The following is a 14,482-nucleotide window of genomic DNA, read 5'->3' on the forward strand; positions in this document are numbered from 1 at the left end:
CGGGCGACCGCCGGTCGCCCCTGCGGATGTGATCCGTGAGTAGCGCACGCACTGAACACAACGCGGAGGGAATCGGATCGGCGTGTCGTTTATTCGTCTACCCATCTACCACCTACCGATCTACCATCCACCCATCTACGAGATTCCCGCACGTGTGTCGGGCGACCGCCGGTCGCCCCTGCGGATGTGATCCGTGAGTAGCGCACGCACTGAACACAACGCGGAGGGAATCGGATCGGCGTGTCGTTTATTCGTCTACCCATCTACCACCTACCGATCCACGCCAACGACACCGCCCAAGCCAGACTAGTCACCCTCCCGGAACGGGAGAGGGCCGGGGTGAGGGTGCATCTCCCGCCGCCAAAGGCGAACTCAGCGAGACACTGTCCCGCTGTCCCGTCGCCCCTCGACAAGCTCGGGGTGACACAGCGTTCTGGTCCCGCTGTCCCGCTTCCGCGTCCCAACTCCCAACTCCTAACTCCTAACTCCTAATTCCTAACCCCCACTCCCCACTCCCTAATCCCCCGTCCCCCGTCCCCCGTCCCCCGTCCCCCGTCCCCCGTCCCCCGTCCGTTTTGCTTTCCCCGCAGTCCAAACTATCTTTGGAATCGGTTCCGATCGCCCTTACATCCACTTTCCACAAAGAAGTAGAGCGCCATGCGACGCCTTGCCCTCCTCATTGCCGCATTTCTTCTTTTCCTTCTCGCTTTTCATACCGTGGTGGCGCAGGAGATTGCTGTCATGCAGGGTGTGGTGGTGGTAAAAACCCGCGCGGATGCTCCGCGGGCGACGCTGTCGGGCGGACCTTCGGCGCTGCGCACGGCGCTCGAATCATTGGGTGCATCGCAGGTGGAACCGTTGATACGGGATTACACGCCGGCATGGTCCGCTCTGCGGAAAGCCGCCATGCCCGAAGCGCAGCAGCGCGCGGAGGCCGAAGTGGCGCGTATCCAGAAGGTGCGCTACAGCGCCCCCGTCTCGCCGTGGGATGCCGCGCGCCTGCTGGCCGCAGTGCCCGGTGTGGAGTATGCCGAACCGTATTTCCTCTTTGAACCTCTCGGCGGAACCAAGACGCCCAACGACTCGCTGTTCTCGAGCCAGGCCTATATGAAACTCATCAAGGCCGAGGAGGCCTGGGATGTGAGCGAAGGTGACACCACCGTTGTTGTGGCAGTGGCCGACACCGACGTGAAATGGGATCACCCCGATCTCGAACCGAACATCTGGATCAATCCGGGAGAGGACGGACGCGACGGACAGGGACGCGACAAACGCAGCAATGGCGTGGACGACGACGGGAACGGTATGAAAGACGACTGGCACGGGTGGGACTTCGGCGGCGCCGACAATGCCACTCCCGACAACGACACCCGCTCGACGGGTGGTGGACACGGCACGTCCGTGGCGGGACTCGTCGGAACGGCCACCAACAATCGCATCGGCATCGCCTCCATCGGCTACAAGTGCCGCATCCTTCCCATCAAGATCGGCGCGGACGCGGGCGGCAATCTCGCCTTCGGCTACGATGCTATTCCCTACGCGCAGCGCCTCGGCGCGCGCGTCTTCAACGCGAGCTGGGGAAGCGCCGGATATTCGAAGGCGCTCGAGGATGTCGTCAATGCCGCGGTTGCGGGAGGAATGGTCATCGTCGGCGGAGCGGGCAATCACGGAGCCCCCACGCCGTTTTATCCCGCCTCCTATCCCGCGGTGCTCGACGCCGGCGTGTGTAACGCGCAGGACGTGATCGGCGGCGGTTCGGGCTACGGCCCGCCGCTCGATGTGGTCTGTCCCGCCGACGGCGCGCTCTCCACGAACGTGGGCAACACCTACTCGCCCTGGGGCTCGGTCACGTCGGCCGCCGCTCCGATGGCTTCCGGACTCTGCGCCCTCGTGGCGTCGCATTTCAAGACGATGACTGCCGAACAGATCCGTGAACGTGTGCGTGTCACCTGCGACAACATCGACGCGCAGAATCCGTCGCGCGCCAAATACGCGGGCAAGGGACGTATCAACGCGCTGCGCGCGCTCACCGATCCGGCCGGACCCTCGTTGCGTATACAGTCGTTCACTGTCGCGGATCCGAACAACGACAAGCGCCTCGATCCGGGCGAGAGCGTCGGCATCACGGTGGTCCTCAAAAACTATCTCGACGCGACATCCGGTCCCATACAGATGACACTCGTGCCCGTCACCAACGCCGCGAGCGTCGACGTGACCGAGTCCGCCGTCTCGGTGCCCGCGCTTGCGGCGGGCGCCACCGGCGGCAATGCCGCGCAGCCCTTCCGCTTTACCGTGCGGCCGTCGTCCACCTTCGACGCAACCGTGCTCTTCCGCATCGACATCAGCAGCGGCACCTACGAGGATTTCGATTTTGTCTCCGTCATCGTCAATCCCTCGTATCAGGACATGCGCAGCGGACAGCTCATGCTCACCGTGTTCCCCAACGGCATGCTGGGCTTCGGAAATTATCCCGACAACACACTCGGCAACGGCATGAAATACGCCGGCACCGACGCGCAGCTCTATCTCGGATCCGTCCTCGCCGGCACCGACGCGGGCCACGTGGTCGGCAATGCGCGCAGCGCGGGCAACTTCCTCGCGCGCGACAACGACCTGCGCCTGCGCGAGGGCGTGACCATCGTGTCGCCCGCCGGACTCGCTGCCACACGCGCGACCTCGCGTTTTACGGCCTCGGGCGCGGACTCCGCGCGCCGCCTGCCCATCGATGTGCGCCACGAGATGTACGACTTCTCGAACCGCGGATTTCCGGACATGCTTGTCTCAAAATATACGGTCACCAACACCGGCACGGAACCGGTGAACGGCCTGCGCTTTGGTCTGTTTATGGACTTCGGCGGATATCCGCAGTACTACATCGGCCATGCCGCCTACGATTCCACGCTGCGTTTCGGCACCATCACCAAAACCGGCTGGCCGACCGTGGGCAGCTTTGTCATCGATTCGCTCCCCGACAACGATCCGCGCCGCGCGTCGTTCTGGGCGATCAACAACGACCACCGTGTGACGACGGGCAATCCCTTCGGCACACTCGACGGTTTCACTGCCGCCGAGAAGTGGCGCGCGCTTTCGTCCTTCGCGGGAAATCGCAGCACCACCGACGGCAACCTCGCCTACGTCCTGAGCGGCCCGACGGCCGACATCGCGCCCGGCGCGAGCGCCATCTTTGTGTTCGGGCATGTGGTGGGGACCAACATGGGAACCCTGAAAACACGCGTCGAAATGGCGCAGGCGTTCTGGAGAAATCCACCCGTCGTCGGCGCGGACGGCACACCCGCGCTGCCCGAGGCGCTGCGTCTTCTTGCGACGTACCCGCAGCCCGTCTCCGCATCGCGCGGCGGTGTCGCGACACTTGCGTTTGAAATGCCGCAGGCCGGTCCCGTGGCCATCGACGTGTACACACTGCTCGGTACACGCGTGGCGGGCGCCGCACTCCGCGAGTATCCCGCGGGAATCTCGACGGGCACCGTCGATCTCTCCGGCCTCGCGCGCGGTCTCTACATCATCCGCCTCAGCGGCGGAGCGCATGAAACGCGCGCCCCACTTATGCTCACCGATTAATCCCAACTCCCCGAAAGAATGGCACCTGAATATCTCACCCGCGTCGACGCACTGATCGGCGGCCTGCACGAACTCTCGCGCAACCTCTGGTGGACCTGGAATTCCGACGCCCAGGATCTTTTCTACATCCTCTCCGAACAGAAGTGGCGCTCATCGAATCACAACGCGGTGGCGGTGCTGAACACCGTGTCCGATCAGGAACTCCGCGCGCGCCTCTGCGACCAGGAACTCTTCGAACGTGTCGAGGACGTTCTCGCGCAGTTCCGCGCCTACATCAACAAACGCGACACGTGGTGGAACTCGCATAAGAACCGCACGGGCGAGGAACTCATCTCGTACTTCAGCGCCGAGTTCGGTCTGCACGAGTGCCTCCCGATCTACTCGGGCGGCCTGGGTGTTCTCGCGGGCGACCATACAAAATCGGCCAGCGATCTCGGGCTGCCGTTTGTCGGCATCAGTCTCTTCTACCGCAACGGGTATTTCCAACAGTCCATCTCGCCGGACGGCTGGCAGCACGAATCCTATCCCGTGCTCGATCCGCACAATCTGCCTGTCGAACTCGTCACCGACGAGACAGGCGCGCCGGTGGTCAGCTCGGTCGACATCGGGCACACGCCCGTGCATTTCCACGCCTATCGTGTCAACGCCGGACGCGCGACCATCTACCTGCTCGACACCAACAGGCCCGAGAACGAACTGCATCACCGCGAGATCACGGCGCGTGTGTACGGCGGCGACAGCACCACACGCATCATGCAGGAGATCGTGCTCGGCATCGGCGGTGTGCGTTTCCTGCGCGCGCTCGGCCTGCAGCCCACCGTGTATCACATGAACGAGGGGCACAGCGCCTTCCTCACACTCGAGCTGATGCGCGAACGTCTTGCGGCAGGGGAGGCCAAGTCCGCCGCCGAGGCGTGGGTCCGCAAACACTGTGTGTTCACCACACACACGCCCGTGCCCGCCGGACACGACCGCTTCACGCCCGAGCTGCTCGAATTCATGCTGGCGCGATGCTGGTCCGACGCCGGCATGACCGTCGCCGACATCCTGCCGTACGGCCAGGAGCACACCGGTGATCCGCTCGACAGCTTCACCATGACCGTGCTCGCGCTGCGCATGTCGCGCGCGGCCAATGCCGTCAGTGAATTGCACGGACACGTGAGCCGCGAGATGTGGAAGGATATCTACGGCGCGGCGACAGCCGAGGACGTGCCCATCGGACACTGCACCAACGGCGTGCACATGCTGGGATGGATGTTCCATCGCACACGCCAGTTCTGGCACCGGCATCTCGGCGAAAAGTGGATCTATTACCTGAAGAGCAAGGCGATCTGGGAACAGGTGTCGGATCCGGACCTGCTGTCGGACGAGGATCTCTGGGCCTTGCGCTACGGCCTGCGGCGCGATCTCGTCGAGTACGCGCGCCGTGTGATCAAGAAGGAATATCTGCGCGCGGGCGCGGATTTCGGCGGCGTGCAGGACACAATACTCTCGCCCGACGTGCTCACCATCGGTTTCGCCCGGCGCTTCGCCACCTACAAACGCGCACCATTGATATTCAGTGATTTTGCGCGCATCGCCGAACTGCTCAACGACGACGAACGTCCGTTGCAGCTCGTGTTTGCGGGCAAGGCGCATCCGCGCGACGACGAGGGCAAGAAGTTCATCCAGCAGATTGTGGGTCACACAAAAAACACCGCGCTGCTCGGCAAAGTCGTCTTTCTCGAGAACTACGACATCAACGTCGCGCGCCACATGGTGTCGGGAGTGGACGTCTGGCTCAACACACCGCGCCGCCCCATGGAAGCCAGCGGCACCAGCGGCATGAAGATCCTCATTCACGGCGGGCTGAACCTCAGCATCCTCGACGGGTGGTGGCGCGAGGGATACAACGGACGCAACGGCTGGGCCATAGGCGAGGATGCCGACGGCACGGATCCCGCGGCCCAGGACCTCCTCGACGCAGAGGCGTTGTACCGGACCCTCGAAGAGCAGGTGATACCCGAATTTTACGCGCGTGACGAGTACGGTATTCCCCGCACCTGGATACAGCGGATTCGGAATTCCATGACCACGCTCATCCCGCAATTCAATACCGACCGCATGGTGTCGGAGTACGTGACCAAGTACTACCTGCCCTGACAGGCGTCATACAACACAGCACGGAACGCCCCATCACATTTTTCTGTTACACCATTCAAGGATTATCTCCATGGCAGCAGCATTCGAATACGTCGACATCGTGGGAATCTCCACCGCAAGCTTTGAGGACGCCGTACAGCAGGCCGTAGCGGCCGCGTCGGCGACACGCACAGTGGCCTGGTTCGAAGTCGTTTCCACACGCGGCCGCGTTGTAGAGCCGTCGAAGGGCATCGAGTTCCAGGTCACCGTGCGGTTCGGCTGCAAGATGTCGTGACTGCCGACCCACACGTACCATCCAACACAGGAGCACCACATGGCTGATCTCGGCACCAAGGCACCGGACTTCACCCTCGCTGACACCGCGCGCGCCCCGCGCTCGCTCGGCGAATTCCTCGGCAAGAAGACCGTGCTCGCGTTTTACCCCGGCGCCTTCACGGGCGTCTGCACGCAGGAAATGTGCACCTTCCAGGATTCCCTGGCACAACTCAACACGCTCGATGCGCACATCGTCGGCATCAGCGTCGACAGCACGTTTGCAAACGGCGAGTTCGCCGCGAAGAACAAGATCGCTTTCCCGCTCCTCTCCGATCACAGCCGCGTGGCCACAAAGGCCTACGGCGTCGAACTGCCGAACTTCGCGGGCATCGACGGGTACAACGTCGCCCAGCGTTCCATCTTTGTGCTCGATGCCGACGGCGTCATCCGCTACAAGTGGGTGGCCGAGAATCCGGGCATACTGCCGGACTACGACGTCGTCATGGCTGAACTGCAGAAAATCTGATCCGAAAATCCGTTGTCGTAATCGGAAAGGACCATGACACATCTGCATCCCCTCGACGCCCGGCGTCTGCTCGACGAGCAGGACCCATTCGTGCTTCTCGACGTCCGGGAACCGTGGGAGTACAATCATTGCCGCCTGGAGGACGCCGTGCACATTCCGCTCGGCGTCCTTCCCCTGCGGCTGGCGGAACTCGATCCGTCCGTGCCGCATCTCGTATATTGTCATCACGGGTCGCGCAGCGTGTTTGCGTGCCGCGTGATGGAAAAGGCCGGATTCACCAACGTGTACAACTTGTACGGCGGCATCAACGCATGGTCCGACCTTGTCGACCAGCGCGTGAAAAAATACTGAGACGACACGCGACGCACCGGGAGATCCCATGCTTGAAGAAGGAAAAAAAGCACCCGCCTTTACACTGCCCGACGACACGGGCGCGCCGGTTTCGCTGCGCGATTTTCTCGGCTCGCCCGTCGTGTTGTACTTCTATCCGAAGGACAGCACTCCGGGCTGCACGCAGGAGGCCTGCGACTTCCGCGACAGCTTCGCGCGCCTTCAGGCGGCTGGCGCGGTGGTGCTCGGACTGAGCGCCGACAGCGTGGCATCCCATGCAAAATTCAAGACCAAACACGAATTGCCGTTCCGTCTCCTGAGCGACGAGAAACACGAGGCGCTCGACGCGTACGGCGTCTGGAAACAGAAAAGTCTGTACGGAAAAACCTTCATGGGCATCGAACGCTCCACCTTTGTGCTGGACCGTCGCGGCGTTGTAAGAAGGATATTCCGAAAAGTGAAAGTGACAGGCCATGTGGACGCGGTGCTCGAGGCGCTGCAGGGCCTGGATTGATTTCCCACCCTCCGCACACACGCACCTGACGAGGACACCATGCGCCTGCACGATTCGAAGACCTACAACAACCTGATTCAGGGATTCACCGGCGAGGCCATCGCCAACAGGCGCTACCTGTACTTTGCGCGCAAGGCCGACATCGAGGGCCAGCCCGACGTTGCGGGAGTTTTCCGCGACACGGCGGAAGGGGAGACCGGCCACGCCTTCGGCCATCTCGAGTTTCTCGCCGAGGTCGGCGATCCGGCCACCGGCATGCCCGTCGGCGACACCGAGACCAATCTCCGCTCGGCCGTTCAGGGCGAGACCTACGAGTACACGGAAATGTATCCCGGCTTCGCGCGCATCGCGCGCGAGGAGGGTTTCGACGAAATAGCGGAGTGGTTCGAGACTCTCGCCCGCGCCGAAAAATCACACGCGGGCCGCTTCCAGAAGGCGCTCGACAACATGCCCAAGGATTGACATGACACACGTCTCCCGCCTGTTCCGGCGGCAGGAGCAGGCAGCGTGAAACCGATTTCGGCGGACGAACTTCGTCCGATCACGGAATATGAAACGTTGCGCCGCGGAATGCGCCGCGACGTGATTCGTCTCAAGCAGGACCGACGTTTCGCGGTGGGCGGGCTGATGTCGCTTGTCTTCGAAAACCGCGACACCGTGCTCTTCCAGATTCAGGAGATGATTCGTGTCGAGCAGATCGAGCAGCCCGAGGCCGTGCAGCACGAAGTGGACACCTACAACGAACTCATCCCCGGCGCGCACGAGTTGAGCGCCACGATGTTCATCGAGGTGACCGAGGCGGAACATGCGCGCGACGTGCTGGATTTTTTTGTGGGACTCCCGCAGAGCGGCATCTCGCTGGGCATCGGTACCGACGAGATCCGCGCCGTGTTTGATCTCGATCAATCGAGCGACACGCGTGTGAGCGCGGTGCAGTACCTGCGTTTCCCGCTCGGCGAAGCGCTCGCGCGTCGGTTCTGCGATACGGCGCAGCCCGTATGGCTGGCGATCGATCATCACGGCTACACGCACCGCGTGGCGATAGAGGGAGCGGCACGCGCGTCCCTCATGGAGGATTTGCGCGCATGATCCGGGTCACACGCCGCGAGACATTTTCGGCCGCGCATCGGCTGTACAATCCCGCCTGGTCCGACGAAAGGAACGAGGCGGTGTTCGACAAGTGCAACAATCCCGCGGGGCACGGACACAACTATGTGCTCGAGGTCACCGTGGCGGGCCCCATCGATACCGAGACTGGGTATCTGGTGGACCTCAAGGAACTCAAACGCATTATACGGTCCCGCGTGATCGACAAAGTGGACCATAGAAATCTCAACACCGACGTGGATTTTCTGCGCGGCATGATCCCGACGGCCGAGAACATCGCCGTCGCCATCTGGGGGCAGCTCGTCGACGCGCTGCCCGCCGGCCGGCTCGAAAAAATCGTGCTGCGCGAAACGGAGAACAACGTCGTCGAATACAGAGGCGAGCAATGAAACACGAGTCACACATACACGACGATTTCGACACCGACACGATTCCGGGCAGGCACGAACGCATGGAGCGCATCGTGCACGAACTGCTGACCGAATTGGGCGAGGATCCGCAGCGCGACGGTCTGCTCAAAACGCCGCACCGCGTGGCGAAGGCGATGAAGTTCCTGACCAGCGGATACGAGGCCGATCTCGCGGCCACGCTCAACAACGCCATCTTCGAGGAAGATTATAACGAGATGGTCATCGTGCGCGACATCGATTTCTACTCGATGTGTGAACATCACATGCTGCCCTTTTTCGGGCGCTGCCATGTGGCCTATATCCCGAACGGAAAGATTGTTGGCCTGAGCAAACTTCCACGCATCGTCGACATCTTCGCGCGGCGCCTGCAGGTGCAGGAGCGCATGACACAACAGGTGGCCAATGCGCTGCAGGAGGCGTTGAATCCTCTCGGCGTGGCGGTGGTCTGTGAAGCGCGCCACATGTGCATGATGATGCGCGGCGTCGAGAAACAGAATTCTCTCACAACCACGAGCACGATGCTCGGCGAGTTCTGCATGAAGCAGAGCACACGCATGGAATTTCTGCGGCTCATCAACACGCGGGTCGACTACTAGACGGAGGGGCGGGCATGAACATCTGGATTACGGGAGCGGGACGCGGCATCGGCGCGGCCATCGCGCGGCGCGCGGCGCGCGCGGGCGCGGGGATCGCGCTCAGCGGACGCAACGACGAGACGCTTGTCGCGCTGGCGGCCGAACTCGAGGCGGCGGGCGCGCGTGTCTGTGTGGCGCGCTGCGACGTGGGCGACGAGGACTCGGTACGCGCTGCCTTCGAGGCCGCGCACGGCGCGCTCGGATCCATCGACGTGCTGGTCAACAATGCAGGCGAAACCGTGTTCCTTCCCTTCATGAAATCGGGTGTCGCCGATCTCGACCGCCTGCTCCGCACGAATGTGCGCGGCGCCTTCCTCTGCACGCAGGCCGTGCTGCCCGGCATGCTCGAACGCGGCGCGGGCACCGTCGTCATGATCAACTCGGTCGCCTCGCGTGATGTGTTCTCCGACAGCTCACTCTACAGCGCCTCGAAGGCCGGGCTCAAGGCGTTGACGGATTGCCTCCGTCACGAGGTGCGTAAAAGTGGCGTGCGAATCGTGAGCATTTTCCCCGGCGCGACAGGCACGGAAATTTGGCCCGCGCGTGTGCTCGAAAAACACGGACATCGTATGATGGCCTCCGCCGATGTTGCCGAAGCGGTGTGGCACACGCTCGAACTTCCCGCGGGTGTGCTGGTCGAAGACCTGTACATGCAGCCCATAGGCGGCCCGCTGTCCTGACACAGAACGAGCGCCCCGCGGGGCGCTCGTTGTTTCATGCAGTGTATGGAGCAGGGGAGTGGATCACTCGGCTCCAGGATCGTCGGGAGCAGTCGGTCCACCCGGACCGCCCGGTTCACCCGGTGCGCCTGGTCCGCCTGGTCCGCCCGGACCACGACGGCAGTCTCCACGTGCGCCGCGTCCGTGTCCGCCGCGTTTTTCAGCAGCCATCTCGCGGCGTTCGCGCTTGAGGTCCTTGTAGATCTCCCGCTGTTCCGGTGTCAGAAGTTTCCGTACGCTGAGGTCGGTGTCGAGCAGTTGCATTTTCATGCGCAACTGCGCATCCGAGATGTCCTTCATCAGCCGTTCCGCGGCAGCGCGGTCGGGCATGTCGTTGTCCATGATGCCGCGGAGTTCGATGCGTTTTTTTGCGACCGTGGCGCGCAGGTCGATGAGAGCGGTCTGCGTTGTGGCGCGGATCTCCTTCATCTGTTTCTCCTGCGCCTCGGTGAGTTTGAGTCGTTCGCGACCGTCGCCGCGTCGTCCGGGCTGCGCAGTCGACATCCCGCCCAGGGCGAGAAGCGAGATGAGTAGGGAAAGAATGAGTCGTGTCATGGTGGGGTCTCCAGAGTGTCGAGTCGTGCGAATACGATGAATAAGACACGTCCCCTGTGTCGCGGTTTAACGATGTGTGCCAGTGCGCGCGTTTGACCCCTGCGCCGCGTTTTCTATATTCCATATTACTGTCATTTCACTGTTGCAAGCGCCATCGCCATGGGATCATACGTGTCGTACATAAAAGCCGCCCTCACGTCACAAGTCAACATCGTGGTGATGTCGGGCGTGGCGATATTCTCGCTGCTGCTGATGAGTCCGGTACTGCTGCTCGCGGGCGCGGCCGCCGAGGCCGTGTGGCTGCTTGGCGCGCCGATGCTGCCGCCCTTCCGCGCCTCGGTGCAGCGTCGTGCCGACAAACACCGCCGCATCGACAGCGAGGCGGCGTTGCGCAAGACGCGCGAATCGCTGCATCCCGCGAACCAGACGCGTTTCGATCAGATGGCCGCGCTTGCGGGACGCATACGCGCCACCATTGCGGGCGCGGGCGAGACCGAGCGCGCGCTCTTCGAACGCACCGAGTCGAATCTCGACACCGCGCTTGCACGTTTCGCCTCGATGCTGGCCGCGCGCGACAGTTACCGGCGCGTGCTCGAGGCCGGGGGTGAGGACGAACTCGCTGCGCGACTTGTGTCACTCGACGCCGAGCTTGCAGGCGCCGACGAGGAATTACGTCGCGTGAAACAGCGCCAGCGTGATATTATCGAGAAGCGCATCGAGAAGCTGCGCATAGCGCGGAAGAATCAGGAACTGCTTGGCGCGCACATCGAGGCACTGGAAGATCTGATGCGGCTCCTCCTCGAGCAGGCGACAACCATGGCCGATCCGGCAGGCGTCACCGCGCAGATCGACGAGCTGCTTGCCGATGCCGACACCGCGCAACGCGCCCTCGACGACATCCGTGATGCCTTTGGCAGCTTCGACCGCGAACTCGCCGCCGTACAGGACAAAAATTCAGCGGCCAGAATACAATAGGCAGAAGCCAGAATTCAGAAGCCAGAATCCAGAATTCAGAATTCCGAAGCTTGTTGATCTCGCTGTCCCTATCACCACCGTTCACAAGTATTTTCTGTCCCGTGTACATTGTCCTTATTCCCCACATCCCCATCACAACTCCTAATTCCTAACTCCAAGCTCCTAACTCCAATCGACCGATGTCCGAAAAAAACACCACCCAGCTTGAAGAAATGCGCGCGAAGGCCCAACTGGGCGGCGGCAAGGATCGCATCAAGGCCCAGCACGAGAAGGGCAAATTCACCGCGCGTGAACGGATAGAGATATTGCTCGATCCCGGGAGCTTCGAGGAAATCGACATGTTCAAGGTGCACCGCTCGCACGACTTCGGTCTGCACAAGCAGCACTTCCTCGGCGACGGTGTAGTGACGGGCAGCGGCACGGTGGACGGCCGCCTGGTGTTTGTCTTCAGTCAGGACTTCACAGTGTTCGGCGGATCACTGTCGGAAACTCACGCCGAAAAAATCTGCAAGATCATGGACATGGCGATGAAGGTCGGCGCGCCTGTGATCGGGCTCAACGACAGCGGCGGAGCGCGCATACAGGAGGGGGTCGTGAGTCTGGGCGGCTACGCCGACATCTTCCTCCGCAACACGCTCGCTTCGGGCGTAGTGCCGCAGATCAGTGCCATCATGGGACCCTGCGCGGGCGGCGCCGTGTATTCGCCGGCCATCACCGACTTCGTGTTTATGGTGGATCAGACAAGCTACATGTTTGTCACCGGACCCAACGTCGTGAAGACGGTCACACACGAGAACGTTTCGAGCGAGGATCTCGGCGGCGCGATGGCCCACGCGTCGAAGAGCGGCGTGTCGCATTTTGTCCATGAAAACGAGGTGAAGACGCTGCTCGAAATCCGCCGCCTCTTGAGTTTCCTCCCGCAGAACAACGCCGAGGACGCGCCCCGCGCGCCCTACCTCGGAGGCCGCGAGCGCGTGGTGCCGGAGCTCGACACAGTCATTCCCGACAATCCGAACAAACCCTACGACATGAAGGACGTGATCCTGCGTGTGGTCGACGACGGCGACTTCATGGAAGTGCACGAGCACTACGCGGGCAATATCCTCGTCGGTTTCGCGCGGCTCGAGGGGCGTCCGGTCGGCATCGTGGCCAATCAACCCGCCGTGCTCGCGGGGGTGCTCGACATCGACGCGTCGGTGAAGGCCGCGCGTTTTGTGCGTTTCTGCGACTGCTTCAACATACCGCTCGTGGTGTTCGAGGACGTGCCGGGCTTTCTCCCGGGCACCGATCAGGAATGGCGCGGCATCATACGCCACGGCGCGAAACTGCTCTACGCCTTCGCCGAGGCCACCGTGCCTCGTGTCACCGTCATCACCCGCAAGGCCTACGGCGGGGCGTACGACGTGATGAACTCGAAACACATCCGCGGCGACTTCAACTTCGCGTGGCCCAGCGCCGAGATCGCCGTCATGGGCCCGCAGGGCGCGGTCGAGATCATCTTCAAAAAAGAGATCGCCGCATCCGATTCTCCGGCCGACGCGCTCGCGCAGAAGATAGAGGAGTACCGCGAAAAATTTGCCACGCCCTTTGTCGCCGCCGAACGCGGCTACATCGACGACGTCATCCTCCCGCGCGACACACGCGCCAAACTCATCCGCGCCCTCGAAATCCTCGAGACCAAGGTCGACACGAATCCCAAGAAAAAACACGGGAACATTCCGTTGTAGTGGGGTTTACAGGAGTGGAGGAACGGGAGAAAAGCACACAGGAGGAACGGAGGGAACGGAGGTTTTTTTAACGCGCGGCTTGGAGTGGCTGTTGGGCGTTGTGCCGTTCCCGCGGGGATGGTGGTGGGTGCTGGTTTACAGGAGGAACGGAGGGAACGGAGGTTTTTTTTAACGCGCGGCTAGGAGTGGCTGTTGGGCGTAGTGCCGTTCCCGTGGTGGTGGTGGTGGGTGCTGGTTTACAGGAGGAACGGAGGGAACGGAGGTTTTTATAACGCGCGGCTAGGAGTGGTTATTGGGCGTAGTGCCGTTCCCGCGGTGGTGGTGGTGGGTGCTGGTTTACAGGAGGAACGGAGGGAACGGAGGTTTTTTTTTACGCGCGGCTAGGATGGCTGTTGGGCGTAGTGCCGTTCCCGCGGTGGTGGTGGTGGGTGCTGGTTTACAGGAGGAACGGAGGGAACGGAGGTTTATTTCAGGAATACGGATTCAGATACCGTGGACTGAGATAGAGCCGGCGGATTCCAATTTTTAAAATCTCGACATTGAAATTGATGAGGAGGCCGACAGGCCAGCAACCGAGTCGCATATATGTGAGTACCTGGGCCTGGTGAAGTGGCAGAATCTTTTCCATGGACTTGACTTCGAGCACCACTGTCTGTTCCACGAGAAAATCCATCCTGTATCCGCAATCAAGATGGATGCCGTCATAATACACCGGTACAATCCGTTCAGTCTCGAAGACGAGATGGTGTTTCCGGAATTCATGTGCGAGGCAATGAGCATACGTCGACTCCAGCAGGCCGGGGCCGAGCGCGCGGTGCACGGCTATTGCGCACCCGATGATTTGTTCCGTGATACGTTGATGATCCATCTCGTCCTCCCTAAACAATCCGGACTTTATACGCAGTGAGAAAAACATTTGTTCCCGAATTCCATCGACCCGTTGAATCGTGTTCAACCTTCCCATCCGTCCACCCCCGCGGGAACGGCACTACGCCCAACAGCCACCCC

General features: G+C 61.9%; 15 protein-coding genes. 13 read left to right on the top strand and 2 right to left on the bottom strand.

Annotation, left to right across the window (positions count from 1 at the left end; genetic code table 11):
* The first annotated feature begins 657 nt into the window (after nucleotides 1-657).
* The 11 genes from HY962_16910 (at nucleotide 658) to HY962_16960 (ending at nucleotide 10,178) form a co-directional block, all read left to right on the top strand.
* Nucleotides 658-3,579, top strand: coding sequence for a S8 family peptidase (locus HY962_16910; GenBank protein MBI5648614.1), 2,922 nt, complete (start codon nucleotides 658-660; stop codon nucleotides 3,577-3,579).
* Between the two features lie 18 nt (nucleotides 3,580-3,597).
* Nucleotides 3,598-5,721 carry an alpha-glucan family phosphorylase gene (gene glgP, locus HY962_16915; protein MBI5648615.1) on the top strand — a complete coding sequence of 708 codons (2,124 nt, stop codon included), beginning with the start codon at nucleotides 3,598-3,600 and terminating at the stop codon, nucleotides 5,719-5,721.
* 70 nt (nucleotides 5,722-5,791) lie between these two features.
* Nucleotides 5,792-5,995, top strand: a complete 204-nt coding sequence (locus HY962_16920; protein MBI5648616.1) for a dodecin domain-containing protein — start codon at nucleotides 5,792-5,794, stop codon at nucleotides 5,993-5,995.
* Nucleotides 5,996-6,034: 39 nt separating this feature from the next.
* A complete protein-coding gene (locus HY962_16925; GenBank protein ID MBI5648617.1) occupies nucleotides 6,035-6,502 on the top strand; it encodes a peroxiredoxin in 468 nt (155 codons plus the stop codon).
* Nucleotides 6,503-6,535: 33 nt separating this feature from the next.
* Entirely contained in the window at nucleotides 6,536-6,853 is a 318-nt protein-coding gene (locus HY962_16930; protein ID MBI5648618.1) for a sulfurtransferase, read from the top strand.
* A 28-nt stretch (nucleotides 6,854-6,881) separates the two neighbouring features.
* Nucleotides 6,882-7,346, top strand: a complete 465-nt coding sequence (bcp, locus tag HY962_16935) for a thioredoxin-dependent thiol peroxidase (protein MBI5648619.1) — start codon at nucleotides 6,882-6,884, stop codon at nucleotides 7,344-7,346.
* 39 nt (nucleotides 7,347-7,385) lie between these two features.
* Nucleotides 7,386-7,808, top strand: coding sequence for a rubrerythrin (locus HY962_16940; protein ID MBI5648620.1), 423 nt, complete (start codon nucleotides 7,386-7,388; stop codon nucleotides 7,806-7,808).
* Nucleotides 7,809-7,853: 45 nt separating this feature from the next.
* Nucleotides 7,854-8,435 (top strand): DUF3501 family protein, encoded by a 582-nt coding sequence (locus HY962_16945; GenBank protein MBI5648621.1) that lies wholly within the window; start codon nucleotides 7,854-7,856, stop codon nucleotides 8,433-8,435.
* Entirely contained in the window at nucleotides 8,432-8,842 is a 411-nt protein-coding gene (locus HY962_16950; protein ID MBI5648622.1) for a 6-carboxytetrahydropterin synthase, read from the top strand. Before HY962_16945 ends, HY962_16950 begins: the two co-directional genes overlap by 4 nt.
* Before the next feature lie 62 nt (nucleotides 8,843-8,904).
* Nucleotides 8,905-9,459, top strand: a complete 555-nt coding sequence (folE, locus tag HY962_16955; protein ID MBI5648623.1) for a GTP cyclohydrolase I FolE — start codon at nucleotides 8,905-8,907, stop codon at nucleotides 9,457-9,459.
* A gap of 14 nt (nucleotides 9,460-9,473) precedes the next feature.
* Nucleotides 9,474-10,178, top strand: coding sequence for an SDR family oxidoreductase (locus HY962_16960; protein ID MBI5648624.1), 705 nt, complete (start codon nucleotides 9,474-9,476; stop codon nucleotides 10,176-10,178).
* A 63-nt stretch (nucleotides 10,179-10,241) separates the two neighbouring features.
* Here the strand turns inward: HY962_16960 and HY962_16965 are convergent, their stop codons facing one another.
* Complete coding sequence (locus HY962_16965; protein MBI5648625.1) at nucleotides 10,242-10,772, bottom strand: periplasmic heavy metal sensor; 531 nt, start codon at nucleotides 10,770-10,772, stop codon at nucleotides 10,242-10,244.
* 171 nt (nucleotides 10,773-10,943) lie between these two features.
* On the opposite strand from HY962_16965, the gene HY962_16970 reads away from it, so the two are divergent.
* Both HY962_16970 and HY962_16975 read left to right on the top strand, forming a co-directional pair.
* Nucleotides 10,944-11,747, top strand: coding sequence for a hypothetical protein (locus HY962_16970; GenBank protein ID MBI5648626.1), 804 nt, complete (start codon nucleotides 10,944-10,946; stop codon nucleotides 11,745-11,747).
* Between the two features lie 179 nt (nucleotides 11,748-11,926).
* Nucleotides 11,927-13,474 carry an acyl-CoA carboxylase subunit beta gene (locus HY962_16975; GenBank protein MBI5648627.1) on the top strand — a complete coding sequence of 516 codons (1,548 nt, stop codon included), beginning with the start codon at nucleotides 11,927-11,929 and terminating at the stop codon, nucleotides 13,472-13,474.
* A 469-nt stretch (nucleotides 13,475-13,943) separates the two neighbouring features.
* Here HY962_16975 and HY962_16980 read toward each other — a convergent pair whose 3' ends face one another.
* On the bottom strand, nucleotides 13,944-14,342 hold the full coding sequence (locus HY962_16980; GenBank protein ID MBI5648628.1) for a GxxExxY protein: 399 nt from the start codon (nucleotides 14,340-14,342) through the stop codon (nucleotides 13,944-13,946).
* Between the last annotated feature and the right edge of the window lie 140 nt (nucleotides 14,343-14,482).

The organism is Ignavibacteriota bacterium, assembly GCA_016218045.1.
Taxonomy (GTDB): Bacteria; Bacteroidota; Ignavibacteria; order SZUA-365; family SZUA-365; genus JACRFB01.

What these genes read in the sequence shown, in the direction of transcription:
- HY962_16910 (MBI5648614.1), top strand. Translation starts at nt 658, where the DNA reads ATGCGACGCCTTGCCCTCCTCATTGCCGCATTTCTTCTTTTCCTTCTC.
- glgP (MBI5648615.1), top strand. Translation starts at nt 3,598, where the DNA reads ATGGCACCTGAATATCTCACCCGCGTCGACGCACTGATCGGCGGCCTG.
- HY962_16920 (MBI5648616.1), top strand. Translation starts at nt 5,792, where the DNA reads ATGGCAGCAGCATTCGAATACGTCGACATCGTGGGAATCTCCACCGCA.
- HY962_16925 (MBI5648617.1), top strand. Translation starts at nt 6,035, where the DNA reads ATGGCTGATCTCGGCACCAAGGCACCGGACTTCACCCTCGCTGACACC.
- HY962_16930 (MBI5648618.1), top strand. Translation starts at nt 6,536, where the DNA reads ATGACACATCTGCATCCCCTCGACGCCCGGCGTCTGCTCGACGAGCAG.
- bcp (MBI5648619.1), top strand. Translation starts at nt 6,882, where the DNA reads ATGCTTGAAGAAGGAAAAAAAGCACCCGCCTTTACACTGCCCGACGAC.
- HY962_16940 (MBI5648620.1), top strand. Translation starts at nt 7,386, where the DNA reads ATGCGCCTGCACGATTCGAAGACCTACAACAACCTGATTCAGGGATTC.
- HY962_16950 (MBI5648622.1), top strand. Translation starts at nt 8,432, where the DNA reads ATGATCCGGGTCACACGCCGCGAGACATTTTCGGCCGCGCATCGGCTG.
- folE (MBI5648623.1), top strand. Translation starts at nt 8,905, where the DNA reads ATGGAGCGCATCGTGCACGAACTGCTGACCGAATTGGGCGAGGATCCG.
- HY962_16960 (MBI5648624.1), top strand. Translation starts at nt 9,474, where the DNA reads ATGAACATCTGGATTACGGGAGCGGGACGCGGCATCGGCGCGGCCATC.
- HY962_16965 (MBI5648625.1), bottom strand. Translation starts at nt 10,772, where the DNA reads ATGACACGACTCATTCTTTCCCTACTCATCTCGCTTCTCGCCCTGGGC.
- HY962_16975 (MBI5648627.1), top strand. Translation starts at nt 11,927, where the DNA reads ATGTCCGAAAAAAACACCACCCAGCTTGAAGAAATGCGCGCGAAGGCC.
- HY962_16980 (MBI5648628.1), bottom strand. Translation starts at nt 14,342, where the DNA reads ATGGATCATCAACGTATCACGGAACAAATCATCGGGTGCGCAATAGCC.